General features: G+C 65.6%; 33 protein-coding genes. 22 read left to right on the forward strand and 11 right to left on the reverse strand.

Annotated elements, in window-relative coordinates; translation table 11 throughout:
* Nucleotides 1-7: 7 nt before the first annotated feature.
* The 3 genes from IPG14_RS03655 to IPG14_RS03665 all read right to left on the reverse strand — a co-directional run bounded on the left by IPG14_RS03655 (nucleotide 8) and on the right by IPG14_RS03665 (nucleotide 2818).
* On the reverse strand, nucleotides 8-1195 hold the full coding sequence (locus IPG14_RS03655) for an amidohydrolase (RefSeq protein WP_343390918.1): 1188 nt from the start codon (nucleotides 1193-1195) through the stop codon (nucleotides 8-10).
* Nucleotides 1196-1233: 38 nt separating this feature from the next.
* Nucleotides 1234-2166, reverse strand: coding sequence for a DMT family transporter (locus IPG14_RS03660; RefSeq protein ID WP_343385156.1), 933 nt, complete (start codon nucleotides 2164-2166; stop codon nucleotides 1234-1236).
* A 64-nt stretch (nucleotides 2167-2230) separates the two neighbouring features.
* Nucleotides 2231-2818, reverse strand: coding sequence for a YkgJ family cysteine cluster protein (locus tag IPG14_RS03665; RefSeq protein WP_343390919.1), 588 nt, complete (start codon nucleotides 2816-2818; stop codon nucleotides 2231-2233).
* A gap of 131 nt (nucleotides 2819-2949) precedes the next feature.
* On the opposite strand from IPG14_RS03665, the gene IPG14_RS03670 reads away from it, so the two are divergent.
* From IPG14_RS03670 to IPG14_RS03685, 4 genes are all read left to right on the forward strand, one after another.
* Nucleotides 2950-3792 carry a tetratricopeptide repeat protein gene (locus tag IPG14_RS03670; protein WP_343390920.1) on the forward strand — a complete coding sequence of 281 codons (843 nt, stop codon included), beginning with the start codon at nucleotides 2950-2952 and terminating at the stop codon, nucleotides 3790-3792.
* Between the two features lie 109 nt (nucleotides 3793-3901).
* Complete coding sequence (locus tag IPG14_RS03675; protein WP_343388139.1) at nucleotides 3902-4363, forward strand: hypothetical protein; 462 nt, start codon at nucleotides 3902-3904, stop codon at nucleotides 4361-4363.
* A gap of 132 nt (nucleotides 4364-4495) precedes the next feature.
* Complete coding sequence (locus IPG14_RS03680; RefSeq protein ID WP_343390921.1) at nucleotides 4496-5713, forward strand: acyl-CoA dehydrogenase family protein; 1218 nt, start codon at nucleotides 4496-4498, stop codon at nucleotides 5711-5713.
* 170 nt (nucleotides 5714-5883) lie between these two features.
* A complete protein-coding gene (locus tag IPG14_RS03685; protein WP_343390922.1) occupies nucleotides 5884-7203 on the forward strand; it encodes an MFS transporter in 1320 nt (439 codons plus the stop codon).
* On the opposite strand, the gene IPG14_RS03690 is transcribed toward IPG14_RS03685, so the two are convergent.
* On the reverse strand, nucleotides 7197-7544 hold the full coding sequence (locus IPG14_RS03690) for an MmcQ/YjbR family DNA-binding protein (RefSeq protein WP_343385162.1): 348 nt from the start codon (nucleotides 7542-7544) through the stop codon (nucleotides 7197-7199). The genes IPG14_RS03685 and IPG14_RS03690 overlap by 7 nt on opposite strands.
* A gap of 123 nt (nucleotides 7545-7667) precedes the next feature.
* Between IPG14_RS03690 and queG the strand changes: the two genes are divergently transcribed.
* From queG to IPG14_RS03725, 7 genes are all read left to right on the forward strand, one after another.
* The gene (gene queG / locus IPG14_RS03695) at nucleotides 7668-8504 is read left to right on the forward strand and encodes a tRNA epoxyqueuosine(34) reductase QueG (protein ID WP_343390923.1); all 837 of its coding nucleotides are present in this window, start codon (nucleotides 7668-7670) and stop codon (nucleotides 8502-8504) included.
* 40 nt (nucleotides 8505-8544) lie between these two features.
* Nucleotides 8545-8826 (forward strand): HEAT repeat domain-containing protein, encoded by a 282-nt coding sequence (locus tag IPG14_RS03700; protein ID WP_343390924.1) that lies wholly within the window; start codon nucleotides 8545-8547, stop codon nucleotides 8824-8826.
* Nucleotides 8819-9280, forward strand: coding sequence for an L-2-amino-thiazoline-4-carboxylic acid hydrolase (locus tag IPG14_RS03705; RefSeq protein WP_343390925.1), 462 nt, complete (start codon nucleotides 8819-8821; stop codon nucleotides 9278-9280). The genes IPG14_RS03700 and IPG14_RS03705 overlap by 8 nt, the downstream gene beginning before the upstream one ends.
* Before the next feature lie 41 nt (nucleotides 9281-9321).
* Nucleotides 9322-10197, forward strand: a complete 876-nt coding sequence (locus tag IPG14_RS03710) for a hypothetical protein (protein WP_343390926.1) — start codon at nucleotides 9322-9324, stop codon at nucleotides 10195-10197.
* Nucleotides 10194-10736, forward strand: a complete 543-nt coding sequence (locus IPG14_RS03715) for a DNA topology modulation protein (RefSeq protein ID WP_343385166.1) — start codon at nucleotides 10194-10196, stop codon at nucleotides 10734-10736. Before IPG14_RS03710 ends, IPG14_RS03715 begins: the two co-directional genes overlap by 4 nt.
* Before the next feature lie 57 nt (nucleotides 10737-10793).
* The gene (locus IPG14_RS03720; protein WP_343390927.1) at nucleotides 10794-11462 is read left to right on the forward strand and encodes a dienelactone hydrolase family protein; all 669 of its coding nucleotides are present in this window, start codon (nucleotides 10794-10796) and stop codon (nucleotides 11460-11462) included.
* Between the two features lie 114 nt (nucleotides 11463-11576).
* Nucleotides 11577-12362, forward strand: coding sequence for an SDR family NAD(P)-dependent oxidoreductase (locus IPG14_RS03725; protein ID WP_343390928.1), 786 nt, complete (start codon nucleotides 11577-11579; stop codon nucleotides 12360-12362).
* A 36-nt stretch (nucleotides 12363-12398) separates the two neighbouring features.
* Here IPG14_RS03725 and IPG14_RS03730 read toward each other — a convergent pair whose 3' ends face one another.
* Entirely contained in the window at nucleotides 12399-12683 is a 285-nt protein-coding gene (locus IPG14_RS03730) for a hypothetical protein (RefSeq protein WP_343385169.1), read from the reverse strand.
* 154 nt (nucleotides 12684-12837) lie between these two features.
* Nucleotides 12838-13719: a VOC family protein gene (locus IPG14_RS03735; RefSeq protein WP_343390929.1), complete on the reverse strand. Its 882-nt coding sequence runs from the start codon at nucleotides 13717-13719 to the stop codon at nucleotides 12838-12840.
* A gap of 87 nt (nucleotides 13720-13806) precedes the next feature.
* Here IPG14_RS03735 and IPG14_RS03740 point away from each other — a divergent pair, with 87 nt between their 5' ends.
* Complete coding sequence (locus tag IPG14_RS03740) at nucleotides 13807-14013, forward strand: hypothetical protein (RefSeq protein WP_343385171.1); 207 nt, start codon at nucleotides 13807-13809, stop codon at nucleotides 14011-14013.
* A 3-nt stretch (nucleotides 14014-14016) separates the two neighbouring features.
* Here the strand turns inward: IPG14_RS03740 and IPG14_RS03745 are convergent, their stop codons facing one another.
* The gene (locus IPG14_RS03745; RefSeq protein WP_343390930.1) at nucleotides 14017-14379 is read right to left on the reverse strand and encodes a DUF1801 domain-containing protein; all 363 of its coding nucleotides are present in this window, start codon (nucleotides 14377-14379) and stop codon (nucleotides 14017-14019) included.
* Between the two features lie 90 nt (nucleotides 14380-14469).
* Between IPG14_RS03745 and IPG14_RS03750 the strand changes: the two genes are divergently transcribed.
* Nucleotides 14470-15069 (forward strand): sigma-70 family RNA polymerase sigma factor, encoded by a 600-nt coding sequence (locus IPG14_RS03750; RefSeq protein ID WP_343390931.1) that lies wholly within the window; start codon nucleotides 14470-14472, stop codon nucleotides 15067-15069.
* On the forward strand, nucleotides 15066-16277 hold the full coding sequence (locus IPG14_RS03755; protein WP_343388151.1) for a hypothetical protein: 1212 nt from the start codon (nucleotides 15066-15068) through the stop codon (nucleotides 16275-16277). Before IPG14_RS03750 ends, IPG14_RS03755 begins: the two co-directional genes overlap by 4 nt.
* A 3-nt stretch (nucleotides 16278-16280) precedes the next feature.
* Here the strand turns inward: IPG14_RS03755 and IPG14_RS03760 are convergent, their stop codons facing one another.
* Nucleotides 16281-17336: an NAD-dependent epimerase/dehydratase family protein gene (locus tag IPG14_RS03760; RefSeq protein ID WP_343390932.1), complete on the reverse strand. Its 1056-nt coding sequence runs from the start codon at nucleotides 17334-17336 to the stop codon at nucleotides 16281-16283.
* An 87-nt stretch (nucleotides 17337-17423) separates the two neighbouring features.
* On the opposite strand from IPG14_RS03760, the gene IPG14_RS03765 reads away from it, so the two are divergent.
* Entirely contained in the window at nucleotides 17424-17684 is a 261-nt protein-coding gene (locus tag IPG14_RS03765; RefSeq protein ID WP_343385176.1) for a hypothetical protein, read from the forward strand.
* Between the two features lie 67 nt (nucleotides 17685-17751).
* Here IPG14_RS03765 and IPG14_RS03770 read toward each other — a convergent pair whose 3' ends face one another.
* The 3 genes from IPG14_RS03770 to IPG14_RS03780 form a co-directional block, all read right to left on the reverse strand.
* Nucleotides 17752-18738 (reverse strand): SDR family NAD(P)-dependent oxidoreductase, encoded by a 987-nt coding sequence (locus IPG14_RS03770; protein WP_343390933.1) that lies wholly within the window; start codon nucleotides 18736-18738, stop codon nucleotides 17752-17754.
* A gap of 112 nt (nucleotides 18739-18850) precedes the next feature.
* Nucleotides 18851-19270, reverse strand: a complete 420-nt coding sequence (locus tag IPG14_RS03775) for a MaoC/PaaZ C-terminal domain-containing protein (protein ID WP_343385178.1) — start codon at nucleotides 19268-19270, stop codon at nucleotides 18851-18853.
* Between the two features lie 12 nt (nucleotides 19271-19282).
* A complete protein-coding gene (locus IPG14_RS03780) occupies nucleotides 19283-19777 on the reverse strand; it encodes a MaoC family dehydratase N-terminal domain-containing protein (RefSeq protein WP_343385179.1) in 495 nt (164 codons plus the stop codon).
* Nucleotides 19778-20010: 233 nt separating this feature from the next.
* Between IPG14_RS03780 and fliF the strand changes: the two genes are divergently transcribed.
* Genes fliF through flgC form a run of 7 tightly spaced genes read left to right on the forward strand, consistent with a single transcriptional unit; the run spans nucleotide 20011 to nucleotide 25941 of the window.
* A complete protein-coding gene (gene fliF / locus IPG14_RS03785; RefSeq protein WP_343388155.1) occupies nucleotides 20011-21570 on the forward strand; it encodes a flagellar basal-body MS-ring/collar protein FliF in 1560 nt (519 codons plus the stop codon).
* Between the two features lie 3 nt (nucleotides 21571-21573).
* Nucleotides 21574-22593, forward strand: coding sequence for a flagellar motor switch protein FliG (fliG, locus tag IPG14_RS03790; RefSeq protein WP_343385181.1), 1020 nt, complete (start codon nucleotides 21574-21576; stop codon nucleotides 22591-22593).
* Nucleotides 22577-23269: a FliH/SctL family protein gene (locus IPG14_RS03795; RefSeq protein WP_343385182.1), complete on the forward strand. Its 693-nt coding sequence runs from the start codon at nucleotides 22577-22579 to the stop codon at nucleotides 23267-23269. Before fliG ends, IPG14_RS03795 begins: the two co-directional genes overlap by 17 nt.
* Nucleotides 23266-24651, forward strand: coding sequence for a FliI/YscN family ATPase (locus IPG14_RS03800; RefSeq protein ID WP_343390934.1), 1386 nt, complete (start codon nucleotides 23266-23268; stop codon nucleotides 24649-24651). Before IPG14_RS03795 ends, IPG14_RS03800 begins: the two co-directional genes overlap by 4 nt.
* The gene (gene fliJ, locus IPG14_RS03805; protein ID WP_343385184.1) at nucleotides 24605-25051 is read left to right on the forward strand and encodes a flagellar export protein FliJ; all 447 of its coding nucleotides are present in this window, start codon (nucleotides 24605-24607) and stop codon (nucleotides 25049-25051) included. Before IPG14_RS03800 ends, fliJ begins: the two co-directional genes overlap by 47 nt.
* On the forward strand, nucleotides 25048-25443 hold the full coding sequence (gene flgB, locus IPG14_RS03810; protein WP_343385185.1) for a flagellar basal body rod protein FlgB: 396 nt from the start codon (nucleotides 25048-25050) through the stop codon (nucleotides 25441-25443). The genes fliJ and flgB overlap by 4 nt, the downstream gene beginning before the upstream one ends.
* 51 nt (nucleotides 25444-25494) lie before the next feature.
* Entirely contained in the window at nucleotides 25495-25941 is a 447-nt protein-coding gene (gene flgC / locus IPG14_RS03815) for a flagellar basal body rod protein FlgC (RefSeq protein WP_343385186.1), read from the forward strand.
* Nucleotides 25942-25950: the final 9 nt, after the last annotated feature.

The following is a 25950-nucleotide window of genomic DNA, read 5'->3' on the forward strand; positions in this document are numbered from 1 at the left end:
GCGCGAACTACCGCGCGAGCTGTCCCTCGATGAGCCGCAGGCCAAATTCCACGCCAACCAGCAGCGCATCCTCATCGATGACGAAGGCGGGATCGTGGTGCCTCCCTGCGATGCCCTTCCGTTCGTTGCGCGCGCCCAGCCAGAAGTAGCAGCCAGGGCGCTTTTCGAGAAAAACGCCCATATCTTCGGCGCCCATCGTCGGCGCCGCGAGGATGTTCGCTTCGCCGAAGTACTGGATGCCTGCGGCCCGGACGAACTCCGCCACTCCAGGGTCGTTTACCAGGGGAGGGCAGCTCGTTTGATGATCGAATTCGTAGGTCGCCCCGAACGAGGCACAGACCCCGGCGACGATCTCTTCGGTCCGGCGCAACATCGTCTCGCGCACGGCATCGGTGTAGCTGCGGATGGTTCCCGTCATCGTCGCCGATTCCGCGATGACGTTTCCGCGGTAGCCGCCTGCGATCTTCCCAACGGTCAGGACCGCGGTCTCGGCCGGCGGCATTGAACGGCTAACCACCGTCTGGAGGGCGGTGATCACGTACGCGGCCACGACCACAGCGTCGATGGACTGGTGCGGCGCGGCCGCATGCCCGCCACGGCCCTCGATGGTGATCCGAAACGCCGTCGGCGCCGCGAAGAAGGGGCCCGGTGCGACATTGATCGCGCCGAGGGGTATGTCTGCACTGATGTGCAGGCCCAAAGCGACATCGACATGCGGTGAATCGAGCACTCCATCGGCGATACAGGCTTGCGCCCCACCTGCCGCTTCTTCCGCCGGCTGGAAGACGAAGCGGACGCTCCCGGCCAGGTCCTCTCGCCTTTGCTGCAGCACCTCGGCGAGGCCGAGGCCGATCGCCATGTGGGCATCGTGTCCGCAGGCGTGCATGACGTTCTCATTCTGCGATGCAAAGGAAAGCGAACTCTTCTCCGGGACGGGCAACGCATCCATATCGGCGCGCCAGAGGACACAGCGGCCCGGCTGGCCGCCCTTCACCAGCCCGGTGACGCCGGTCCGCGCTATGGGCCGCACCTCGGCGATGCCGAGCGAGCGGAGCCGTTCCAGGATGACGCCCTGGGTGCGCTGTTCGTGCCACGAGAGTTCGGGGTGCTGGTGAAAGTCCCTTCGCGTGGAGAGCACGCGTTCGCGGAGAGCCTGGACGTCGGGCCGTAGGTGTAGGCGGGAGCTGCGTGGCATGGCCAGAGCCTACCAGAGGCGATCGCGTCTCGCGTGCGTCAATCCAGCGGAGCCGCCGCCTCCGTCGCGAATCCCGGGAACCGCGCGGCGATACGCCGGGGGCTGATGCCTTGCACGAGGGCGACCCCTGCAAGGATGCATCCCAGGGCCGCGAGGAGGTTCCAGCCCACCGTCTCCTCCAGGAACAGCCAGCCGAGGAGCACGCCCACGGGAGGCACGAGGTAAGTGACCACCGACGCACGCACGGGGCCGGCCTGCTGGATGAGGTACATGTAGGCCACGACCGCGATACCCGAACCGAAGGCCCCTAGGGCGGCGACGCTCCCCACGACCCGCGGAGTGAGCTCGGCGCCTTCGAACGCCCCGGTGAGGAACGCAGCCGGCAACAACAGGACCGCCGCCGTCGCAACCTGGGCAGTCGCCAGCGGCACAGCGGGAACATGGCCGAGCCAACGGCGGATGCTCACAGCCGAAACGGCGTAGCAGAAGGTCGCCACAACGACGAGGAGGATGCTCGCCGCCTCGCTTCCGGAGAGGTTGGCCAGGTCCCGCCCCATCAGGACGAGCACTCCGGCGAACCCAAGTGACAGACCGGCAATACGCTGCGGCCCGAGCGAGTCTGCCTTGAGCAGCGTCGTCGCGAGGATCGCTGACCAGAGCGGAGTGCAGGCGTTCGCGACAGCGGCCGCACCGCTTGGCACGTGCTTCTCGGCGATCCCGAAGATCGTCCACGGGATCGCGAAGTTCAGAGCGCCGAGACCGGCGAGGCCCACCCACGTCGCCCTGGACTGGCGGAAGCCCTTGCGCGCCCTCCAGGCGAAGGGGAGGAGCGTGGCGGCCCCGAGGGCTGTGCGCACGCCGGACATACCCATCGGGGCCACGCCTGCATCGACGATCACCTTGATGAAGAGGAACGAACAGCCCCAGGTCAGGGCGAGGGCGAGGAGGATAGCGAACTGGCGTCGAGTCATGCCCGGGAGAACGTCCTTTCGCTTCCAGCGTAACGGGAGAGAAGACTCCGCTGCGGGGCCAATCTCAGACGGCGGCGTACTGCAGTTGGTAGGTGGCGCTGAACAGGCGGTGCCACTCAGCTTCGTTGACGGGGTCGCCGGTAAACCCGGGGCACTGCACATGTCCAAGCAGGAGCGGGATGAGGCCGTAGATGTTGCCGAGCACGGCCGCATCGAAAGAAGCGGCTGCCCGTTTCGACGGAGTCGTCCGCGCACGGCCGGCCTCGCCGTCCCAGAAGACAATGAAGTGGGGGTAGAGGCGGCAGGCGTTCGGGCGCCCTTCGTACACCGTGCAGCCCAGGTGGCCACCGAGGAACTTGCAGCGGCCCTCCTCGCGGCGCAGGAGGAAGGGTTGGGCCATCGGCAGAGTGAGCGGCTTGCCGTCCTCGTCGCACTCGAGAAAGTCGGCGAGTTCGAGTTGTTCCAGCCGTCGAAAGCGGCCTACATCAGCATCGCCGAGATTCACACTGTAGGCGTGGCAGCAGTACGCCGTGCAGGCCTGTGGCTGGCAGACGAAGCCCGGGCTCCCGGGCAGGACCAGCTGATACGCCTCGAACCGGGGCCGCACCTCAGCCCAGGCAGCACGCATCGCGGCGAAGAGACTGGCACTCACGGTGCGATAGTAGGGCGTGGGGCCGATACGCAGCATTGACACTTCCTTTGCGGTGGGCTATGCCGTTCGTTGTGTGAGCGGATCGCCTGCCGTATCCTTTCCGCTTCGTCAAGGGGTGCCTTCGAGGTTTCATGAGCAACGAACCAGAACTCGATTCAATGTCGCTGGAAGAGCGAGCCCGGCTGAAGAAGCAGATGAGCGATCAGGCAGTGAAGCTCGCGATCAGCAGCCGCTGGCAGGACGCCGCCAACGTAAACCGTGACTACCTGAGGGTATTCGGCGATGAGGCTGAGGGGTTCAACCGGCTGGGGAAAGCCCTGAGCGAACTGGGCCAGATCTCGGACGCCCGCGAGAGTTACCGGAAGAGTCTCGAGCTGGACCCTTCGAACACCATCGCGCGCCGCAACCTCGATCGTCTCGCCGGCATGAAGGACACGTCGACGGCCGCGCCAAGTCAGCTCGATACGCGCCTCTTCGTGGAAGAGACCGGCACAGCCACGGTGGCACGGCTCCAGGCCACGGACGAGGCGGCGAGGGCCTCTCTCGATGCCGGCGACCTCGTCGACCTCCAGGTACAGGGCAACGCTGTCAACGTCCTCACGGTCACCGGTACCTATATCGGCATGGTCGAACCCCGGATTGGCCTGCGTCTCTCCAAGATGATGACTGCAGGGAACCAGTACACCGCGGCCATGGTCACAACTGAGGGCGCGCTCAAGGTGATCCTTCGGGAGACCTTTAAGCATCCGTCGATGATCGACAAGGTGAGCTTCCCGGCTGGCCGCTCCACGGAAGTCCGCGCCTACACGCGCAAGGGGCTTCTCCGCCGTGACGACGATGAGGACTACGCCGAGTACGGGGACGACGAAGTTGTCGAGGAAGAGTCGGACGATGGTTGGAGCGAGTCCGACGGCGAGCTGGATTCGGGCACGCCGGACATCGATGTCGACCGCGACGACGAAGGATTCGATTAGCCCCCTCGAATCGCATCCAACCACCGGGAAGGCCTGCGCTCGCGCGGGCCTTCTGGCCTTTTGACATGACCCCTGAATTCCCCTCTAATCGGCCCGCTGAGGAGGCCGAATGATTACGAAGCAGGAACTTGTTGAGGGAATCCGGTTCGCCGGGAAGCGAGCTGCCGCGGCAGGCGCGAACGCGAAGGACTGGGACCACCAGCTTGGTCACCAGTGGACCACGCGCGATGCGTTTTCCCATCTCGCTGCAACAGCGGGAGGCGCCGCGGGCCTCTACCCGCTGCTGGATGCCGGCGCGCTTTCCGGAATCGGCGCGTCACGCATTGCGGAGGGCAACGCGGCCGCCATCACCAATCTGAAGGACAAGTCGAAGGACGAAATCCTCGCTGCCATCGTCGAAGGCCAAAATGCGTCGGCTGACTTCGTCGCCACGTTGGATGAGGCCGATCTCAACAAGGTGGTGAAGCTGGGCGGTTACGAGATGGAGAAGGGTGAAATCGTGGCTCAGATCTGGATCCATCACGCGATTGCCCATGCCTACGAAGCCAGCGCTCGCTGGCCAATCACCTAAACCGAGCGCGAGCGGGCGAAGCGGCTTTGGTACCTGCCGGACGGCGTGGAGCCACCCGTTGGTCCCACCCAACCGGCCCTGGAGGGCGTACACTGCCGCACACCGCCTCCAACACCCAACCAAGGAAACGACATGCAGATCGCACCCATCCCGACCCTCGACCCGGAGATCAACCAGGTCCGTGAAGGGACCGCCAACATCGTCAACCGCTACATCATCCCGAACGAAGAACGCCTCGGGGACTACCGGAGCCCGGAGAGCCAGCAGCTCAGGCTGGAGATCCAGGACAACGTGAAGAAGGCGGGCCTCTGGGCGCCCCACCTCCCCCAGGAGTACGGAGGAATGGGCATCGGGTTCATGAAGCATGCCTACATGAACGAGATCCTCGCCTGGAGCCCCTACTCGAACCCCCTTTTCGGCGTTGTTGCGCCGGACTCCGGGAACCAGACCATCCTCATCAAGTACGGGACCGAAGAGCAGAAGAAGCAGTGGCTCGAACCGAGCATTCGGGGCGAGATCCGTTCCTGCTTCTCCATGACCGAGCCGGACGCGCCGGGCTCGAGCCCATATGCCATCCAGACGCGAGCCATCCGCGATGGTGACGACTGGGTGATCAACGGCCGGAAGTGGTTCACTTCTGGGGCCGTGGGCGCTGCGTTCGCCATCGTCATGTGCCGCACCGAAGAGGCTGACGGCGACGGCGGCGTCCGCGAGAAGATGACGCAAATCATCGTCCCGACCGACACTCCCGGCTTCAACATCGTCCGCCGCATCCCGGTGTGGGGGCATGATTCGAACCACTGCGAGATCGAGTACAAGAACGTCCGCGTGCCGGTGACCAACCAGCTCGGACGCACCGGTAGCGGGCACCAGGCCGCCCAGGACCGCCTCGGCGCCGGGCGGGTCTTCCACTGCATGAACAGCGTCGGCCAGATGTGGCGCGCCTTCGACCTGATGGTGAAGCGCGCCATCGACCGTGAAGTCCACGGCGGCAAACTCGAGACCAAGCAGTTCATCCAGGGCTTCATCGCCGATTCGTACATCGACATCATGACAGCGCGGCTGATGACGATTCACACCGCTGAGGTCATCGACAACGGCCAGGACCCACGCACCATCATCTCCGCGCTCAAGATCTACGTCCCGGCCGCCTTCGAGCGCGTGGTGGACCGCGCGATCCAGGTGCATGGCGCGATGGGCGTCTCGGGCGACACACCCCTCTCGGGGATGTACACCGGGGCGCGCACGCTCCGCATTGCCGACGGCCCGGACGAGGTGCACCGCATCCTCATCGCCAAGAACGTCTTGAACAAGTACCACGCCGGGGGCAACTGGGACTTCGGTATCTAATCGGCGCCAACCGATTCCGAACGGACCGTCGCCTGGTAGGCGGCGGTCCGTTTCCATCTCCAAACCGGACAGGCGTCGCGGGTCGGGGGCCGGCCTGCGCACTCAGTGGTTTCACGCAACCGAGATGATTGGCGCGGGCGCACGCAGACCAACGGCGGGTAAACTGCGCCATGGCATCGACCGAGTCAGCTCCGCCGGCTTCACCCGCTCCGTTTTCCGCTCCCGCGATCGCACGCCGCCTCGGCATCCACTACGGCTGGGTGATGGTCGGCATCACCTTCCTGCTCGTGACGGTGACGGCCGGGATCCGCTCCGCTCCCGGCGTAATGATCACCCCGCTAAAGGACGACTTCGGCTGGTCGACGGCCCAGATCTCGTGGGCGATCTCGCTTTCCATCCTCACCCTTGGCCTCGCCGGGCCGGTCTCCGGGCGGCTCATCGATCGCCATGGCATCCGGCCGGTCATCATCGGCTTCCTCGTTCTCGGGACGAGTGGAGTGTTCGCCACCTGGCTGGTGCAGTCCCTGTGGCAGTTCTATGCGTCCTGGGGCGTGCTGGTCGGCTTCGGCGCCGGCGGCACCTCAATCGTCCTGAGCGCGACGGTCGCCAATACCTGGTTCCAGGAGCGCCGGGGATTGGTGACGGGCATTCTCGGGGGGGCGGCCAGCGCCGGCCAACTGGTCTTCGTCCTGCTCCTCGCGCTCATCGTCGACGCATGGGGCTGGCGTTCCGCCATCGGCCTGATGGCGATCATCGCCGGGGCAGTCGTCCTGCCCTCCACGGTGATCTTTCTCCGCAGCCGTCCCCGCGACGTCGGGCTGGCGGCCTACGGTGTTCTCCCCGGCGAAAAGGCACTGGCGAGTGATGAACGCCTCGTCCCGATGAAAGAAGCTATCCGCACGGGTGACTTCTGGCTGATCGCACTCAGCTTCGGAGTGTGCGGATTCACCACGATCGGCCTCATAGGCACCCACTTCATCCCCCACGCGACCGAACACGGCTTCAGCGAGAAGCAAGCTGCAGGGATGCTGAGCGTCATCGGCGGTTTCAACGTCGTCGGTACCATTGCATCGGGATGGCTCACCGACAGGTATTCGCCGCGGAAACTGCTGGCGCTCTACTACTTTCTGCGCGGATGCTCCCTGCTGGTCCTCCCGGCACTCTCGGGGTCTGGAATCCCGCTCATGTCGATGTTCGCGGTCGTGTTCGGGCTCGACTACATCGCGACCGTCCCGCCCACGGTCATGCTGACGGCGAACCGGTTCGGACGCCGCTCAGTCGGCACTATCTACGGGTGGATCACTTTCAGCCACATGGTTGGCGGCGCTATCGCGGCGGCCCTGGCCGGCGTGATTCACGATGCGGCAGGCGACTACGGTCCCGCGATGTACGCAGGAGGGATCCTCGCGCTTTTCGCCGCGGCTTTCGCCTTCCAGATCGGCACTCGTCGGCCGAAGCCTCCCGGATTGAGGCCGGCAACTTCCTACTGACGCTTGCGGGCCGGTCTGGCGGTCACCAGTTCGTGGCTGCGCCGAATCCAGGCCAGCGTCATCTCCAACTCTCCGGGGTGCGCGATCACCGGCATGACCCAGTGATTCTTCGCCAGATACGGTGCGGTGCGCACGAAGGGCAGCGACATCGCTTCCATGACCTCCTCGGGAGTCAGCTTCAGCGAGACGTGCACCCCATCGTCGTGCTCCGAAAGGATTGCGAAGATCTTTCCATTCGCCGCCTTGAAGACGGCCGAATCAGGTCCGAACGGGCACTCCTCCCGGCTTCCCTCGAAAGCGAGGGAAAACGTCCGGACTTCGTCGGCAGGTGACTTCTCCACGTTGGAATTGTATGCGGACTTCGCCGGCAGTGAGCCGGGCCGATCTGCCGACCATGCGGATCCGGCCGGGGGATCCGGTTCTGCTCGGACGCGCCCGCCGTTTTCGCCCCGTAGGATTGCCGCATGGATCTTCGCGAGTCGGTGCTCGCTATGGCTCGTGCGGAGGGCTTCGAACTCGCTAGAATCGCTGCCGCCGGGGATCTTCCCGAAGCGCGAGAGGCGGCCCGGGCGGCGCTCGACGCGGGATACCTGGCGGGCATGGCGTGGATGACCGGGGAATGGCTCGAACGAGCGACGACGCCGGACCGGTTTCTCCCCGGCGCCCGTTCGATCGTCGTCGTTGCCCTGCCGAATCACTCCCCTGAGCCCGAACTCCCGGTGGAGGGCGGGCCGGCCCGGGGACGGATCGCGCGGTACGCACGTGGGCGCGACTACCACCGTGTCTTCGAAACGAGACTCCGGCGCATCGCCCGGCGCATCCGCGAGGAGCTTGGGGCGGAAGCTCGTGCCACGGTGGACTACGGGCCGCTCCTCGAACGGCCGCAGGCGGAGCTCGCGGGACTCGCATGGCGGGGCAAATCGACGATGGCGCTGGTGCCGGGCTTTGGTCCGTGGGTGATGCTCGGAGTGGTCGCGACAACGCTGGCACTCCAGCCCGACGAGCCTTTGCGAAAGTCGTGCGGCTCGTGCACCCGGTGCATCGCAGCATGCCCTACCGGCGCTATCGCGGCCGACGGTCACGTGGTCGATTCGCGGCTCTGCATCAGCTACCAGACGATCGAGAACCGCGGGCCCATCCCCCGCGAACTCAGGTCCAAGTTCGGCGCCCGGGTCTTCGGATGCGATGACTGCCTCGACGCGTGTCCGGTCGGAGCCGGCCGGTTCGAGAGCCACCCTGACTTCCTGCCAGCCTCGCCCGAGGACGCGGCCTCCCGGCCTCGCGGAACTGCTGCCACTTGATGACGCGGCCTTCACCGAGCGCTTTCGAGGACGCGCGATCATGCGAGCGAAGCGCGACGGACTCCTGCGGAACGCGTGCGTGGCGCTGGGGAATGTGGGGACACCAGGCGACCTGGACGCATTGACGGGTGCGCTCACCGACCGCTCGCCAACGGTGCGCGGGCACGCGGCCTGGGCCGTGGCCGCCCTCGCAAACCGCCACGGACTCACCACCATCGCGAGGACGCCGCTTGAAAACGCGCTGGTGCTCGAACACGATAGCGCCGCCCGCGAGGAATTCGTCCTCGCGCTGGCGGAACTCCGGAGGGACACCGATGGCTGATCTGACGCTGTTGGAGCGGCGCAAACTCGAAGCGGGCGTGCTCGTCCCGATGATCCGGGCAATGCAGGCAGAGTTCGGCGCCGAGAGAGTCAACGAAGTCGTCGGCAAGACCATTCGCGATGTCGCCCACGCACAGGGCGTCGCGGCCCGGGAAGCGGGAGCGATCGACACGATGGCCGCCCTCGCAGAGCGGTTCGAGACCGGCGCGCTTCGAGAGGGATCACTGATCGTCGACGTGGTCGAACGGGATGACGCGCGCTTCGGCTTCAACGTAACGCGCTGCAAGTTCGTGGAGATGTACGAGGAAATGGGTGCACGCGATCTGGGCTACCTGCTGAGCTGCAGCCGGGACTTCGCGATGTTCGAAGGCATGGCCCCGGATGTCGCCTTCGACCGGACACAGACCCGGATGGAGGGCGCGCCCTTCTGTGACTTCCGCTACACCGCGCGATGAACGGCCTGTTCCATCCGGACGGGGGGCGGTAGTCTGCGGCGATGGCCGACGCCCTGGTCTTCGGCGCCCCGAATGCGCTCGCATCGAGAATCGCCGACGCGCTCGGCGACGCCCTGCATGCGCGTGTCCGCTACCAGCGTTCGGCGGCGGAAAACGCGGCCCCGGGCGTCGCAATCTGTACCACGGTGGAAGCATTCGCGGCAGGGGCCCCGATCATGGTGCTCGCCGACGGCGAGGCACCGGGGCCGGCCGCGCCGGCTGCCGAACGAGCGGCCATACTCGGCATCCTCGCCCAGGCCGTAACCGGGGGGCGCTACGTGCGCATCATCCCCGACAAGGAGTCGGCGAAGGCGTGGGCGGGACACCTGAGGGCGGAGTCGCTGTTCGCAGGCTCGAACATCGACCGGCTCTACATCGTCGGTGCGACAGGCGCTGGCAAGACGACGCTGGCCGGGAAACTCGGCCCATCCCTCGGTCTCCCGGTGACCGAGCTCGATCTCGAATTCTGGGGGCCAAACGGCGAGGATGCCGACGGCCGGGCGAAAACGACCGAACGGGTGAATCACGTCCGCGAGCTCGCAGCGCGTGAGCGGTGGCTCATCGAGGGTGGGTACTGGCGCGCCCTGGCGCCAGCAGCTGAACGGGCAAATGCCGTCATCCACCTGGACCTCCCCAGCGCGTTGGTGGCAGAACAAAGGAACCGCCGAGGCCCAACAGTGAAGCGCTCGTTCCTCCGGAGACTTCGGTTCACCTTCTGGTTGAAGTCCTACCCGCTCGTGGAAGCGCGGCTCCTGCGGCGCGAACTGGCGCGAACTGCCCATATCACAGCGGTCTTTTCAGTCCGCAATCAGGACGAGCTGGCGGCGGTGATCGCCGGGTTCAGCGGTGCACCTGCGCCAGCGGACCCACCGACGTGAAACGCGTCCTCATCATCGGTTCCGGCGGTGCCGGGAAGTCCACCCTCGCGCGCCACTTGGGCGAACTCACCGGTCTGCCCGTCGTCCACCTCGACCGTGAACACTGGCAGCCGGGGTGGGTAGAGACTCCCCGCGACGAGTGGACGCGCAAGGTCGCGGAACTCGTCGCCCCCGACGAGTGGATCATCGATGGCAACTACGGCGGCACGATGGGACTGCGCATCGAACGCGCGGACACCATCGTCTTCCTCGATTACTCACGCTGGCTCTGCCTGTACCGCTCGACGAAGCGCCAGGTTGTCTACCGGAACAAGACCCGCCCCGATATGACACCCGGCTGCGACGAGAAGCTGGACCCAAAGTTCTTTAAGTTCCTGAAGTGGATCTGGCAGTACCGTTCCACCCGACGCCCCGGTGTCCTCGCGATGCTCCGCGCCGCCAGAGCCGACGGCAAACGCGTCGTCGTGTTGAAAGACCCGAAGGCGACGCGCCGCTTTCTGGCTCGCGTCTTGGCTGACGGCGCACTCCCCACCCGGTAGGCTACAGCGCGCATCCCCCCGGCCGGGAACGCGGCCGGGTGACCACAGGAGAGCACAGTGGGAGAACTCGTCACCTTCGCATCCAACGGAGAGACCGCCAGCGGTTACCTCGCCAAACCGGCGAGCGGCGCCGGCAAGGGCGTCATCGTCATCCAGGAATGGTGGGGCCTCAACGCCAACATCAAGGGTATCGCCGACCGTTTCGCCGCGGAGGGCTTCGTCGCCCTCGCACCGGACATGTATCACGGCGTCGTCGCTTCCGAGCCGGACGAGGCTGGCAAGCTGCTCATGGCCCTCAACATCGCCCGGGCCGAACAGGACCTGAAGGGCGCAGTCGCCTACCTCAAGGCGCTTACCGGCGGCCCGGTGGGCACCGTCGGGTTTTGCATGGGAGGGGCGCTTGCACTGTTCGCCGCCTGCAACAGCAACGGCGACGTCGCTGCATGCATCGACTTCTACGGCGGCCACCCAATGGTGAAGTACAACTGGGACGGGCTCACCGCGCCGCTGCTGGGTATCTGGGCCGAACACGATGGTTTCGTGAACCCGAACATCCCGGCGTACGAGGCCGCATTGAAGGAGCGCGGGAAGGCATACGAGTTCATCACCTACCCGGGGACCCAGCACGCTTTCTTCAACGACGAGCACCCGGAACCGGAGTACAACCCCGCGGCGGCGAAGGACGCGTGGGAGAAATCGCTCGCGTTCTACCGCCGACATCTCTAGTCACCAGGAGGCCGGGAATCCCGGAGCAGGCCAGTGGCAGGGTAACGCCGAAGAGCGTTCGCCGAGAGCTCCCTCCGCGCATCCGCCGAGTCTCCGGGGTGAAAGGAACGGGACATGGGAAGGCTAGATGGCAAGGTCGCGATCGTCACCGGCGGCGCTTCGGGGATAGGCAGGGCCGCTGTGGAACGATTCGTCGCCGAGGGCGCGCGCGTCATCGTCGGCGATACGGATAGCGAGGGCATCGGCGCGCTCATCGGCCAGTTAGGCCACAACTCCATCGATGGCGCCGAAGTCGATGTCCGCGACGAAGCAGCGGTGGAGCGGATGGTGAACCAGGCCATCCGGCGTTTCGGGCGGCTCGACATCGCGGTCAACAACGCAGGCGTCGGCGGCTTCTCGCCAATCCAGGACTATCCCCTCGAAGATTGGGACCGGGTGCTCGGCATCTCCTTGACGGGGACATTCCTCTGTCTCAAGCACGAAGCGAAGCGCCTGATCGCCCAGGGCACGGGCGGAAGCATCATCAACATCGCCAGCCTCAACGCGATCCAGGCGACCGAGGGCTTCGCCGCCTACTGCGCGGCGAAGGCGGGCGTGACCATGCTGACGAAGGTGGCGGCACTCGAACTCGGACGGCACAAGATCCGTGTCAATGCTGTCGGGCCCGGTCTCGTCCACACCCCGGCGACCGCAGGGATGCTCGGGATTCCGGGGTTGGAGGACGCATTCATCCACGAAGCGCCGATCGGCCGTGCCGGAGAGCCGGAGGACATCGCGAACCTGCTCACCTACCTCGCATCAGATGAGTCGTCGCTCATGACCGCCCAGACGCTCTACATCGATGGTGGCGCCAGCGTGAACAAGTACCCCGAGCTGTTCGGTTTCTTCGGAGTGGGGTAGAGGCGAGGGCTCCGTGGGGAAGTACGGCGTCCCGGATCAGGCGGCTTCGCTCTCTTCGTCCGGACTCCCGAAGACCTTCGCCATCAAGTCCGTCCACTCCTGGTGGGCAACCTCCCAGGGCAGGTCGGGGTCGTCGGTGTGGGGATACTCATAGCGGACTTCGCCCCAGAGCTGCGGCTCGGTAGAGGCGGCGGCGCGTTGGCGGGCCTCGGCGCTAATCTCGACGCGGTCTTTCGCACCCTCGGAAACAGCGAGGGCGGTGCTCCCCATTCCCGGCGCCCACTCCCGCGAGACCGGCAAACGGTACGCCGCAATAGCCATGACTGCGCTGATGGACCGGGTATCCAAGGCCGTGCTGCCCCTCTTCCGGAAGGCCTGGCTCACGCCAGTTCCGGGGTTTCCTTCAAGGTGTCGGCTATCAGGGAATTCCCCTAGGGGATCAGTCCCGTGGCAGAAGTGTGACTGCGCGGTGTACCTAGACGTATTCGAGGAGTTGCATGCCTACCCCTGCCAGCTCGGCGGCCGGTATGCTCGCCCGGCGGGTGCCCGGGATCACGCCGTACTCCGGTTCACTCACGGTGAATCCGCGCTCACGGGCGAGCTCCACGGCTGCATCCAGCGGCCCGTTCACCTCCCAGGCCGCCATGCTCGCCAGCGCCGCCGGCCTCGCGGCCATCGGGCTCTGCGGTGTGGCCGGCCCGAGCAGCTCCAGGACGGCATCGCCGATCTTCAGCTGCTTGATGACCATCGCATCTGTCCGGATCTCCCCGTGGACGGGAACGCCGAGCACTTCACCCCAGAAACGAGTCGCCGCTTCGATGTCGGGCGCGACCACAGCGAGGTGATCCAGCCGCTTCAAGGGGAAGTCATGGGCGAACCGTCCCGCAGCTCGTGACCGTTCGTAGCGGGCCGCCCACGTTTCCGGGTACTGAGCGAGCGAGAGCCTGAACGGCACAGCACCCCTGGTATCGACCGTGGCGATGTCGATCACCTTCGAACCATCGGGACGACTCAGAGTCTCGATCGGCGCTGGATAACCCGCCGCACCAAGCTCGCGGGACGCGGAGTGGATGTCCGTCGAACCAAAAGAGACCCCTACCACCGAACCGCCGCGTGCTACTGCCTCGACATACAGCTCCCGGCCGGTCGAGCGGGCGATCACCTCATCCGTGACTGACAGGAGTTCGAGGTAGGTGTAGTTCGTCGCATCGGTGCCGACGAACACGGCGCGATTCGCAACCCCTGCGGCCTCGTGCCTGCTCTCGGCCGTCGGGCTCAGACCCAGGCGTTCGTACGCCGCGCCGGCCGAGAGCAGGTCCGGGACGACGCAGACCAGGTGATCGATTCGTTCAAGCATGCCGGGAGTGTAGTGAATTGTTGGCGCCCGGTCGTCCCGCGTCCTCGTCGTGCGCACGGCCGCGGGACGCCTGTACACTCCGTTGCCATGAAGACTGATTTCTACGAAGCCGACGCCTTCACTGGCTCGAAGGGCGAGCACTGGGCGACGATCGATTCGGACTATCGCTGGGAAAAGGGTGACGAAGTCTGGCTCGAGGCGAAGGGCAGGCGCGCCAAGCTCCGTATCACCTGGGTGAACATCACCGTGAATGAGGGCGCAGTCACGCGGGAACTACTGGGGCTGAAGCTGTAGTCGCTACCTGTGCGCCTCGTGGTCGCCTGCTCGCAGCGACACGATCCTGCGAATGAGCTCCAGCGGAAGCGGCTCGGAGAGTGGGAACTGGAGCGTGCCCTTTCCGGTCCGGTAGCGCTCGAGTTCAGCGGCCAGCGGAGCCATGGTCGAGGCGCCGTAGAGCCCGATGTGCTTCTTGTACGCGGCCATGTGGAGGAAGTTCTTGCCGGCTAGCCTGAAGGTGGGGATCCCGTATGACACCGCCTCGGTGACGCCAGGCACCTCTTCCGTGACGAGTTGGCGAATCGCTTCCAGGCGCGCCCGCCCCTCTGATCCGACCGTCTGAAGGTAATCGTCGATCGTCGCAAACTTCGCTTCTGCACCCATTGCGACACAGCTTACCGCAGGCGAAGACTTCTTCCTTTACCGCGCGTCACCTTTCCCCATGCTCGCGCCATTCGTAGAGTGAATCCCGCTGTGCGCGAAAACGAGGATGGGCCCAATGGCTCGGCAAATCACGACCCTTCCGATGCGGAGGCCCTTGCCCGGCGCGCTGTCCAGCGCGATGCCGGGGCCTGGGAACAGGTCTTCGAATTGCACTACCGCCATGTGTTCGCATTCGTCCGTTACCGCCTCCGCTCTGGCGAAGAGGCTGAAGACATCGCCTCCCAGGTCTTCGAAGTCGCTTACTCACGCGCCGACCGGTTCGATTATCGCGGCGTCCCCATCGAAGGCTGGCTCATCGGTATCGCCCGCAACCTCGTCCGCGACCACATCAAGAAGCTCGGCCGGCGGGGCATCGATGATGAATTCGATGACTCGCTGGAACTGTCTGAACCCGACCAGTCGGACGCAATTGGCCTCCGGCGGGACCTCCTCGATGCGATGCGCGGCCTCACCGGCGACCAGCGCCAGGTCATCGAACTGCGATTCCTCCTGGACAAGTCGGTACTGGAGACGGCTGACCTCATGAACCGATCCGAAGACGCCGTGAAAAACTTGCAGAGGCGCGCCCTGGCCGCGATGCAGCGGGCGCTCGTCTCCGATGGCTACCCCGGAAGTGGAGGCGCCGAATGACCCCCGACCGAATCGACGACCTTCTCGAGCGGGCACTCGAACGCGGCGTAATCCCCACCGAGGCAACGCCGGACGAACGTGCCGCAGTCCAGCAGCTGCTGAACCAGGCAGCCGCACTGAAGCGGAACGCATCGCTCATCGAACAGGAAGCCTCGGCCGCGATGCCGACCGCTCGTGCACGCTTCCAGCGGCACCTGGCCGACCAGCGAGCGGGCCTTCAGGCTCCCGTCGCGCTACCGGCGAAGCCGAAGCGCGGCGCCCTCAGCCGATGGTTTGGGGGCGGGGCGATGGCCCTCGCGAGTTCCGCGGCGGCAATCGCCATCGTCGCGGTCGTCGCACTCGTCGTCATCCAGCCGTTCGAAGGAGTCGAATCCGCCTCCGCCCTGACGGTCGACGACTACGTCCAGGTGGAGGGCGTCGTCTCGGCCACGAACGACGGCGTCGTAACCGTGCAATCGGCGGAACTGGGCAACCTCGAGATCGCCTTGACCGACCTGACGGCCGTCAGCGACGCCAACGGGGCGCGCCAGGCGAGCACCCTGCGTCCCGGAGATTCGGTGCTGGTCAGCGGTGTCGTGACCGCGAAGCGTGCCATCGCCGCGAGCAACGTCGCTGTCGCCGACAATACGGGCGTACCCACGGCAATCGCGGAACGCAAGATCCCATTGCTTCAGAAGTTTCGCCCCAACCTCCAGGGCAGCGTCTCCCTCATCACGCTCTCCCCGGATGGGAAACGGGCGCGGGTATTGCTGAAGACTGCCACCGAGTCCTTCCTGGTCGACATCGACGCCCGATCGATGGACCAGTTCCTGGCGGGCACGCCGCGGCCACTGGGCGCACTCGTCCGCATCGTCGAGGCGCCTGACCTGCCGGGCGGGGTATTCCGGCTCCAGCCCGTGGAGCCGCCGGTGATTTCGCCCGCCACGGGAGCCGCGGGCGATGCTCCCCCCGAATTCCAGGGCGTGCGCGGGATTGTCGTCAGCCGCAACGCCAACATCCTGATGGTGAAGACAGACCGGGGTACCGTCCCGGTCATCGTGCGTCTGACAACTTCGATCCGCTTCGGCGATTCGGGCCTCTCCGTGGACGACATTCGCAACGGCGAGCGCGTCATCGGCTACGAGGTCGCTATCACCGGAAACACGGACCCGGAGAGCCCTCGCCGGGTCATCGCCACCATCATCGTGGTCATTGGAAAGGCGCCGTAGCCCTCAGAAGACGAGCTTTGCGAGTCCAAGGACGCCCTGCTTCCAGGGTACCCGATGCGAAACCCCCGACTGGCCTTCGAAGGAGTCCAGGTTCTCCAGGTACCAGCGGTAGTTGCGGATCATCGCCTGCTTGTTCGAGTACTTGGGGGCGAAGCCAAGTACGCGCTCGGCCTTCTCAATGGAGACGAAGCTGTCTTCCGTAACCGTCTCGTAGACCCACTTGTAGAGCGGCGAGAGCCGGAAATAGTCGAGTACGCGAAGCGTCCAGATCGCCGGCCTTGCAGGAATCGGGATCATGCGTTTACCGAAGCCCGCCTCATCGAGGACCGCCTGGTAATCCTCGCGCAGCGTGGTGAACTCCTTCGCGCCGATGTTGAACACGTCATCCACGGCCTCAGCATCGCCGTCCAGACAGCGTGCTATGGCGTCACAGAGGTCCTCGACGTCGAGGAACTGGTAGCGATTCCTGCCTCTTCCGAGGACCGGAAAGTTCTTTCCATCCTTCGCCCAGTCGTAGAAGAGGGCGAATACTCCGAGGCGCTCCGGGCCGACGAAACTCTTCGGCCGGATGATCGGGATGACCATGCCCTGCTTACGGAAATCCTCGCAGATCCGCTCTGCCTTGATCTTCGCCTTCCCGTAAGGCCCAACCCCCTCGAGGCGGTCGGTTTCGACCAGGGGGTGGTGATCCGGGATGCCATACACGGCGGTCGAGGAGATGTGGACGACGCGCTGGACACCGTGATCGAGCGCTGACTGCAGCACATTGCGGATCCCGTGGATGTCGGTCGTGACGATGTCCCGCTTCGAATACAGCGGAAGCGCAGCCGCGGTGTGGACGACCGCGTCGACGCCCTCCATCGCCCTGTCGACATCTGCCCTTTCGCGGATGTCGCCAGTAATGACCGTCACACGATCCCTCTCCGGATAGTCGAACGGCGCGATATCGAGCGAGACGACGCGGTCGCCGCGCGCGAGGAGGTAGCGGGCGAGGTTGATGCCGAGAAAGCCGGCGCCGCCGGTGATGAGGATGGTTCGGGGAGAAGCGGAGGACGTCATGTGTCCGCAGTGTAGGAGGGGATGGCGAGAAGGGAGAAGGGCTTGAGTCCGGGTGTAGAGTAGAGCCATTTCCCGGAGGTGGCCGCGATGGGCGAGAAAGAGACCGCGACGGCCGGCAGGTTGTTCCCGGAGACCGGCAACGAAGGAGACGATCCGGAAGAGGCCGAAGGCACCATCGTGAAGTCGAAAAGCAACATCACGAATAATCGCGAGGCGGGCGACAGCCCCGACGATGACGCCGGCGCGCGGACATCGAACCTGAACCTGAGCAAGAGCAACCGCACGACGGCGCCTGTCGCGCCGGAACCTGCCGAGTCGGCCAACCTGAACCTGAGCAAGAGCAACTGAGCGAGCTGCGGGAAAGATGGAGGGCGCCCCTGAAGGGCGCCCCACTACGTCGTGCTACTGCCGCCTGTCAGGCGTCCCGGCCGGGGACCTTGAGGTCGGCTGGCGGGGGCGCCGGGTTGACGACGCCGTTCATGAGCTGAGCCGGGACGAGCTGGCGAAGTTCGTCGAGGGTCCACTTCCCGTTCTTAAAGATGTTCTTGAACGGCGGGTACATGTCCTGCAGCAGGCCGACGTGGCCACCGGCGACCTGGAAGATGCGCCCGTTGATGTTCCACGCTTCATCGAGAAGCAGGTAGACCGTCATCGGGGCGACCATGTCGGGGCCGCGCATCGGGTCGGAGGCGGGCGCCGGGGCGGGAGCAGCCGCACCAGCCGCCGGGGCCGGTCCTCCGCCACCGGCGATACCGCTGCGGGCACGAAGTTCGCGCGCTGAAGCGGGCACAGTGGCGGTGAGGCGCGTGGCCGCGCCCGGAGCGATGCAGTTCACGGTCACGCCATATCGGCCAAGGTCACGGGCGGCGACACGCGTGAGGCCGGCGACGCCGGCTTTCGCCGCGCCGTAGTTCGCCTGGCCGGAGTTGCCCTGGAGGCCCGACACGGAGCTGTAGTTCACGATGCGGCCGTAGCGCTGCTGACGCATGACGATCGAGGCGGGCTTGATCGTGGTGAAGTGGCCCTTGAGGTCGATCCGGATGACGTCGTCCCATTCCTCTTCGGAAAGGTTGAAGACCATGCGGTCGCGGAGGATGGCGGCGAGGTTGATGAGGCCATCGATCTTGCCGTAGGTATCCAGCGCGGTCTTGATGACGCTTTCGCCACCTTCCATCGAAGAAACATCGGCAAGGTTGGCGACGGCCTCGCCGCCCAACTTCCTGATCTCTTCGACGACCTGCTGGGCGGGCCCGGCGTCGGTACCGGAGCCATCCGGGTTGACGCCCGGGTCATTGACGATGACGCGAGCGCCTTCGGAGGCGGCGAGCAGCGCGCATTCGCGGCCGATGCCGCGTCCGGCGCCAGTCATGGCGATGACTTTGCCTTCGAGCAGATTTGCCATTTCGTCCTCCTCGGACACAGATACCCCTCCCCGCGCCGAATGTGCGGAAAGGTGGCCGGGTAACTGGAGCCCCTCTCCCGGCGGGAGAGGGGCGACGGGATGGAGAGCGCGGTTAGCTCTTCAGGCTGACCGTGGCGTAACCCGGGGTCGTCTTCTTCCCCTGGGGATTCTCTGTCCAGACTTCGAGGTCGACGAGCTTTTCGCCGCCTTCTTCGTACTTCTTGGTGACGACACCCTTGCAGATGATGTCCTCGTTCGGGAAGTCCATGCCGCGGTAGCTGCAGCCGTACTTCTTGAGCTTTCCGCTGTTGCCGATCCAATCGTGGACAAGCTGGCCGAGGAAGGCATTCTTGAGCGCGCCATGAACGATGATGCCGCTCAGGCCCGTGCCAACGGCGAAGTCCTTGTCGTAGTGGATCTGGTAGAAGTCGCCCGAGCCGGCCGCCCAGAGGACGAGTTGCTGGGTGCTGCAGTTCTTCTTGAGTTCAGGGATGGACATCCCTTCGGAAACGTCGTTCCAGGTAACAGCCATTGGTTTCGCCTCCTAGTAGCGGATGCTGGTGCCGGTCGAGATGGCGACCGTCTTGCCGAGCTGGTTCTTGTAGACGGTCTTGTTCACCGTGATGAGCATCTCGCCGAGGCTGCCCTTGGTCTCTTCGTAGGAAGCGATGTGCGAGGTGGAGGTGAGGACGTCGCCCGAGCAGATGTCGTCGAGATACTCGATTTCGGTGCCGCCGTTGAGCACGCGGCGAAGCGGGCGGGTCGGCTCGGGCCCACCGAACATGCCGCCGGGACCGCGGCGGGAGCCGGCATTCGGGTTGAAGACCGGCGTGCCGAGGTAACCGGGAGGCGCGACGATTCCGCGGTAGCCGGCGGCTTTCGCGGCGGCGTCGTCGTAATAGATCGGGTCGGTGTGGCCGACCGATCGGGCGAACATGCGAATCCCGGTGTTATCGAGTTCGCTGGTGCTGGGGGCGGATTCCTTGCCGACCTGAGCTTTCATCTCTTCGGTCACAAGGGGCGGGAGTTCTTCTGCCAAGTGCCTTCTCCAGTAGTGGTTTGTGCGTTCGGAACGATACGCCAAGCACGGCCCCCTTGCCACCACCACCGGGTTGCCGGCTGTTGCCCGCGGTTCGCACAAAGATCAGGGGTTTCACGAGCCAGTACACAGAACCTCCTCCGCCAGATAGGGGATCGCCCAATGCGCCGCCATCGCCCGCCTCCCTAAAGTCCGAAAGACCGGTCGTTCATCGGTTCAAGGGGTGGCACAAGATGGGTCCTGGTTCGCCGTTAGCTCCGCTTCTCGAACGCTGGAACCAACTGCCTCGCTCGCGCCAGGTGCTGCTCGGCGGGATCGCCGCGGCTGCCCTCGTCGCCTTCTACCTGATTTTCGTCGCCTCGAAGTCCCCGGCGATGGTCGTCGCCTTCAGCAGTCTCGCTCCGGAAGACAGCGCCGCGATCGCCGATGAACTCGAGAGCCAGGGTGTGCCCTATACGATTGGCGGCGGCGGTTCGACGGTTTCCGTCCCCGCGAACGAGGTGGCCGAAGTACGCATACGCCTCGCGCAGGCGGGCCTGCCCAAGGGCGGTTCGGTTGGGCTGGAGATCTTTGACAAGACGAACTTCGGCGCCACCGACTTCGTCCAGCAGGTGAACTTCCGGCGGGGGCTGGAGGGGGAGCTCGCCCGTTCGATAAACACGCTCGACGGCGTCAAAGCCAGCCGCGTCCACATTGTCATCCCGGAAGAGGCCATCTTCAGCCAGGACCAGAAACACGCCACGGCGAGCGTCCTGCTCCAGCTCGCTCCCGGCACGAAGCTGGGCGAGAGCCAGGTCCGAGGCATCACCAACCTGGTCACGAACTCCGTCGAAGGGCTGGAACAGAGCGGCGTCACCATCATCGACGAGACCGGCACCGTCCTGTTCGATGGCGCGACGTTCGACAGCCCGTTCTCAACCGGTGCGACCGGCTCGCAAATGGACCTGCAACACCAGTACGAAGCGGCGCTGCAAAACGATGTCCAGCAGACCCTTGCCAAAGTAGTGGGCGCCGGCCGGAGCGCCGTCACCGTTCGAGCCACCCTGAATTTCGACCGGGTCACCGCAGTCGAAGACAAGTTCGGTGCCGCAAGCGAGGCCGTCCCTCGCAGCAGCACGAGCACGACGGAGACCTTCAACGGCTCCAACCTCAATGTCGGGAACGTCCCGGGGACGGGCACGAACGGGGGCACCGGCGGCACCTCCAACACCACGGCGAACGGCGACAGCACATACAGCCGCACCGAGACCACAACGAACAACGAGATCAACAAGACGACATCGACCACGGTGAAAGCGCCCGGGTCGATCGATCGCCTCAGCGTCTCCGTGGTGCTCGATGAGAGCGTGACGGCGGCGCAGGAAGCCAGCATCACGAGCGCCGTGGCGGCGGCCGTCGGCCTGGACCAGGTGCGCGGCGATACCCTCAGCGTTACCCGGCTCCCCTTCGATGCAAGCGTCCGCGAAGACCTGTTGCCCGCCGCATCCGACGGTATCGGGACCTACCTCTCGTACCTGAAGTTCCTCCTTCCGATGCTCGCCGTGGCGCTCGGCTTCATCCTCGTAATGCTCCTCCTCCGGGCGCTGGGAAAGCGACAGCTCGCCCTGCCGGCAGGCTACCAGCAGGCAATGCTCCCTGCCGCCGGCGCGATCGCCGCCCTCCCGCGGGGAGAGAGCATGCCCGCCCTCCAGCCGGCCTCCGACCCGCACGAGGAACGCGTCCTGAAGCTCGCCGATTCCAATCCCCGCGCCGTCGCAGACGTGGTCCAGACATGGATGAGGGAAGAGGAGTAACGGGTGACAAGGGCCGACGACAAGCTCAAAGGCCGCAAGAAGGCCGCCGCATTGCTCATCACCCTGGGCAAGGAGCGTTCGTCCGAGATCCTGCGCCACTTGAGCGACGAGGACATCGAGCGGCTTACCTGGGAAATCTCGGCTATGGGCGAACTGAAGAGCGATCAGCGCAAGGAAGTCATCGAAGACTTCGAGGAGTCCGCGGTCGCCCGCAACGTCATCTCGCTGGGCGGCCTGGAATATGCCGAGGAGCTGTTGCGCATGGCACTCGGCGAAGACAAGGCCACGGAGCTGATCGACCGGCTTTCGGCAACGTCGCCGACGGTCCCGTTCGGATTTCTCCGCCACCTGAACGTCGCCCAGCTCGTCAACTTCCTTTCCAACGAACACCCCCAGACCATCGCCCTGCTCACGTCATTTCTTCAATCAGACAAGGCCGCCCAGGTGCTCGCCGGCCTGGAACCGGAGACGGCGGCGGATGTCGCGCAGCGAATCGCGTTGATGGAACGCGCGAACCCCGACATCGTGAATGAGGTCGAGTCCGTGCTGCGGCGCAAGCTCAGCGCCGTCCTCCAGCCGACGCGCCAGTCACAGTCGGTCGGCGGGATCGAAGTCCTCGTGAGCCTCCTGAAGCAATCGAGCCGGATGACGGAGAAGACCATCATCGAGGCACTCGAAGACAACGAGCCTGAGCTCGCCGAGCAGATCAAGAAACGAATGTTCGTCTTCGAGAATATCGCGACGCTCGACGACCGTTCGATCCAGCGCATCCTCCGGGAAGTCGAAGTGCGCGACCTCTCGCTCTCCCTGAAGGCTACGCCGGAGAACGTGAAGCAGTGCATCTTGCGAAACATGTCGACGCGGGCGGCCGCGATGATGACCGAAGACATGGACGCGTCTGGCCCGGTGCGCCTCCGCCAGGTGGAAGAAGCCCAGCAACGCGTAGTCGAGATCATCCGCCGGCTCGATGAAGCCGAAGAAATCGTCATTTCCCGCGGAGGCGACGATGAGCTCGTCGGTTAACCGCAGGATCTTCCGGTCGCCCGAAGCCGAAGAGGATGTCGTCGTGGTCGGCGAGTCGGTGCGCAGGCGTCTCGCCAGCGATGACCCCATCGCGACTGTGACCACCCTTCTTGCCGGAGCCAACCAGCGCGTGGAGGCGATAGTCGCGGAGGCGCGTGCCAGGGCAGAGGCCATCGTCGCCGAAGCGGGCGCCGAGGTCGCCGCGGCCAGCGATGAGGGTCGCCGGGCCGGCTACCAGGCAGGCCTGGAGGCCGCCGAAAAGGCAGCGGCAGCCCACCTGGATACGATTCGCATCGCCGCCGCGGACGGGCTCTCGATTCGCGCCGCAATGATCGATGACGCCATGCCTACCATCGCGCGTGCCGTAGCGATGGCCTGCCGGCGCGTCGTCGGCGCCGCGTTCGAAGCCGATCCCTCGCTTACCGCCGACGCGTGCAGCGATGCCGTCCGAATGGCCGCCGGACAGGAGATCATCTCTATCCGGGTGAGCCCCGCCGCGCTGGACACAGTCAGGACGAGCCTCGTCGATGTCGCTAGTTATGTCATTCCGGATGAAGCGGTGGAGATGGGCGGCTGTGTCATCGACCTTCACAAAGGCACGATCGACGCGACGCTTGATTCGCGCCTGGAGCTGATGGAGCTCGCCCTTCGTGCCGCGGGAGGGACTGAAGCGTGAGTGCCACCGTCGAGGTCCTGCTCGAGGCCGCCGCAGCGGCGCCGCTCCACCGCCGCTCCGGGACGGTGATGCACACCTCGGGCGAGATGGCGACCGCCCGCGGGATCAATCTTCGGCCGCACGAACTGGCGTTCATCGATGACCCTGCCGGCCGCCCAATTGCCGTCGAGTGCGCGGGATCCAACGGCGGAGAGGCCTACCTGGCGATGCTCGACCGCGGGACCGTCATCGCAGGAGCACGAGTTACGGCTGCCGGCCGCACGCCCTCCGCGCCGGTCGGACACAGCCTCCTCGGACGGGTGCTCGATGGGCTTGGGCGGCCAATGGACACCGATGAACCTCTGCGCAGCGTCCGCTGGGTGCCCGGCCATGCCGAACCGCCCCACCCGCTGGACCGCGAGCCGATCAGCGAGGCGCTTCCTTCCGGCGTGCGCGCGGTCGATGGATTCCTGACGCTCGGCCGCGGCCAGCGAGTCGGCATCTTCGCGGGCTCTGGCGTCGGTAAGAGCACCTTGCTCGGCATGCTCGCACGCGGGACTGCCGCGGACGTCACCGTGATCGCACTCATCGGCGAACGTGGCCGCGAAGTCCGCGACTTCATCGAACATGACCTCGGCCTCGATGCGCTGAAGCGCTGCGTCGTCGTCGCCTCGACGGGTGACAACCCGGCAGCGATGCGCCTCTGCGCGGCCCGCACGGCGACGGCCATCGCCGAAGCGTTCCGCTCCGAAGGCCTCAGCGTCTTGCTGCTCTTCGATAGCCTGACGCGCGTCGCGATGGCCCAACGCGAGATCGGGCTCGCCGCGGGCGAACCACCGACAACGAAGGGCTACCCACCTTCCGTCTTCAGCCTGCTCCCGCACCTGATGGAGCGTGCCGGTCCGGCCGGCGCGGGAAGCATCACTGCTATCTACACCGTCCTGGTCGATGGCGAGGACATGGACGAACCGATCGCCGACCTCGCGCGGGCGACACTCGACGGCCACATCGTGCTGAAACGCACGCTCGCAAGCGCCGGGCATTACCCCCCGATCGATGTGCTCAACAGTGTCTCCCGGCTCATGGAGCGCGTGGCGACTCCCGGCCACAAGGTCGCGGCCCGCGACCTGCGCGGACTCCTGGCAGCCCATGCCGACGCCCGCGACCTGATCTCGATCGGCGCCTACGTACGCGGAAGCGACCCGGCGGTCGACCGCGCCATCGACCTGACTCCAGCGATCAACGCCTTCCTGCGCCAACGCGCCGACGATGTAACGCCGTTTGAATCCGCGATCCAGGGCCTCGTCGCCATCGACCCGGAGATCGCCCCCGAACCCGCCAGCGCGGAGGACGTGTATGACGCTGACCCCACAGAGGCTGAAGCGGCTGGTGAAGCAGCGTGAACGGATCGAGAAGCTCCAGGAAGTCGAACTCGCCGAAGCCATGCGTCTCTACCGGCGGCGCGAGGACGCGCTCGAAGAGTCCCTCGGGAACCGCGCGCAGCTCATGGAACTCGCTGCCCGCGAGGGGCCACTCGACGTCGCCGACTTCCTGGCGGCCGGAGCCTACCTTCACCGCGTCGACCGGGAGATTGGAGCGCGCCGGGCCGCCCTCGAACACTCGGCCAACGACGTTGAGGAGGAGCGAAGCGAACTCCTTCTCCGCCGGCGCGACCGCAAAGCCATGGAAGCGCTCCTGGACAAGCAGATGGAAGAGGAGCGGGTCGAACGTGCCCGCGCCGAATTGCGGTTCATCGATGAACTCGCGACGACGCGCTGGCGCCCACACGGAGGTGCACTGTGAATCCCATCGGTGACCGTGGACTGCAAACGCTGACCGGGTGGCTGGACGGCCTCTCGCGGCGGCAGGAAGCGACATCCAACAACATCGCGAACATCGACACCCCCGGATATGTCCGCCAGGAGGTGAACTTCGAGACCGAACTGCAGCGGATGTTCGGACGCGGGACGAACCAGATGGCGGCGACCGATTCCCGCCACTACACCGGCGGCAGCACCCTGCGCGGCCAGCTTGGGATGGACCCGCAGCAACTCCTCTCCTCCACGCGCATGGATGGGAACTCGGTCGATATCGACGAGGAAATGATCACGCTGACCGAGACCCAGATGCGTTACCAGGCAGCTTCTCAAGCACTCAGCAAGAAGCTCGGCACGATCCGCACCGTCATCCAGTAGCGCGGCGGGGCGCCACCCCGCGAACCAGCCATCAAACCCCGGAGGCTCCTCATGGGACTCATTCGTTCAATCGCCAACACGGCGAGCGGCCTATCCGCCCAGCGCGTCCGCATGGATACGGTCAGCTCGAACGTCGCGAACCTGGAGACAACGAACACCCCGGAAGGAGGGCCCTACCAGCGGAAGGTCGTCCGCTTCTCTTCGGGCGACCCCTCGATGCCGTTCGCGAACGTCGTGCGCAAGTTCATGGGCGGCGGGAGCACCGGTGTGGTCCTCACCCAGGTCGGTGTCGACACCGAGACGCCGAACCGAATCGTGAACGACCCGTCACACCCCGATGCCGACCCGGAAACGGGGCTCCTCGAGATGCCGAACGTGGACCTCGTCCAGGAAATGACCGACCTGACGTCGGCCAACCGCTCATATCAGGCGAACGTAACGGTCCTGAACGCGGTGAAGCAGATGGCGCTGCGGGCGCTGGACATCACGAGCAGATAGTCGTTTAGG

Origin of the sequence: Candidatus Amarobacter glycogenicus (assembly GCF_016704105.1) — a bacterium.
In the GTDB taxonomy this organism is placed as follows: domain Bacteria; phylum Chloroflexota; class Dehalococcoidia; order Tepidiformales; family Tepidiformaceae; genus Amarobacter; species Amarobacter glycogenicus.

Excerpts from the sequence above, each read along its gene's own strand:
- IPG14_RS03655 (WP_343390918.1), bottom strand. The coding sequence starts at position 1,195 with ATGCCACGCAGCTCCCGCCTACACCTACGGCCCGACGTCCAGGCTCTC.
- IPG14_RS03660 (WP_343385156.1), bottom strand. The coding sequence starts at position 2,166 with ATGACTCGACGCCAGTTCGCTATCCTCCTCGCCCTCGCCCTGACCTGG.
- IPG14_RS03670 (WP_343390920.1), top strand. The coding sequence starts at position 2,950 with ATGAGCAACGAACCAGAACTCGATTCAATGTCGCTGGAAGAGCGAGCC.
- IPG14_RS03675 (WP_343388139.1), top strand. The coding sequence starts at position 3,902 with ATGATTACGAAGCAGGAACTTGTTGAGGGAATCCGGTTCGCCGGGAAG.
- IPG14_RS03680 (WP_343390921.1), top strand. The coding sequence starts at position 4,496 with ATGCAGATCGCACCCATCCCGACCCTCGACCCGGAGATCAACCAGGTC.
- IPG14_RS03685 (WP_343390922.1), top strand. The coding sequence starts at position 5,884 with ATGGCATCGACCGAGTCAGCTCCGCCGGCTTCACCCGCTCCGTTTTCC.
- queG (WP_343390923.1), top strand. The coding sequence starts at position 7,668 with ATGGATCTTCGCGAGTCGGTGCTCGCTATGGCTCGTGCGGAGGGCTTC.
- IPG14_RS03700 (WP_343390924.1), top strand. The coding sequence starts at position 8,545 with ATGCGAGCGAAGCGCGACGGACTCCTGCGGAACGCGTGCGTGGCGCTG.
- IPG14_RS03705 (WP_343390925.1), top strand. The coding sequence starts at position 8,819 with ATGGCTGATCTGACGCTGTTGGAGCGGCGCAAACTCGAAGCGGGCGTG.
- IPG14_RS03710 (WP_343390926.1), top strand. The coding sequence starts at position 9,322 with ATGGCCGACGCCCTGGTCTTCGGCGCCCCGAATGCGCTCGCATCGAGA.
- IPG14_RS03725 (WP_343390928.1), top strand. The coding sequence starts at position 11,577 with ATGGGAAGGCTAGATGGCAAGGTCGCGATCGTCACCGGCGGCGCTTCG.
- IPG14_RS03730 (WP_343385169.1), bottom strand. The coding sequence starts at position 12,683 with ATGGCTATTGCGGCGTACCGTTTGCCGGTCTCGCGGGAGTGGGCGCCG.
- IPG14_RS03735 (WP_343390929.1), bottom strand. The coding sequence starts at position 13,719 with ATGCTTGAACGAATCGATCACCTGGTCTGCGTCGTCCCGGACCTGCTC.
- IPG14_RS03740 (WP_343385171.1), top strand. The coding sequence starts at position 13,807 with ATGAAGACTGATTTCTACGAAGCCGACGCCTTCACTGGCTCGAAGGGC.
- IPG14_RS03745 (WP_343390930.1), bottom strand. The coding sequence starts at position 14,379 with ATGGGTGCAGAAGCGAAGTTTGCGACGATCGACGATTACCTTCAGACG.
- IPG14_RS03755 (WP_343388151.1), top strand. The coding sequence starts at position 15,066 with ATGACCCCCGACCGAATCGACGACCTTCTCGAGCGGGCACTCGAACGC.
- IPG14_RS03760 (WP_343390932.1), bottom strand. The coding sequence starts at position 17,336 with ATGACGTCCTCCGCTTCTCCCCGAACCATCCTCATCACCGGCGGCGCC.
- IPG14_RS03765 (WP_343385176.1), top strand. The coding sequence starts at position 17,424 with ATGGGCGAGAAAGAGACCGCGACGGCCGGCAGGTTGTTCCCGGAGACC.
- IPG14_RS03770 (WP_343390933.1), bottom strand. The coding sequence starts at position 18,738 with ATGGCAAATCTGCTCGAAGGCAAAGTCATCGCCATGACTGGCGCCGGA.
- IPG14_RS03775 (WP_343385178.1), bottom strand. The coding sequence starts at position 19,270 with ATGGCTGTTACCTGGAACGACGTTTCCGAAGGGATGTCCATCCCTGAA.
- fliF (WP_343388155.1), top strand. The coding sequence starts at position 20,011 with ATGGGTCCTGGTTCGCCGTTAGCTCCGCTTCTCGAACGCTGGAACCAA.
- IPG14_RS03795 (WP_343385182.1), top strand. The coding sequence starts at position 22,577 with ATGAGCTCGTCGGTTAACCGCAGGATCTTCCGGTCGCCCGAAGCCGAA.
- fliJ (WP_343385184.1), top strand. The coding sequence starts at position 24,605 with ATGACGCTGACCCCACAGAGGCTGAAGCGGCTGGTGAAGCAGCGTGAA.
- flgC (WP_343385186.1), top strand. The coding sequence starts at position 25,495 with ATGGGACTCATTCGTTCAATCGCCAACACGGCGAGCGGCCTATCCGCC.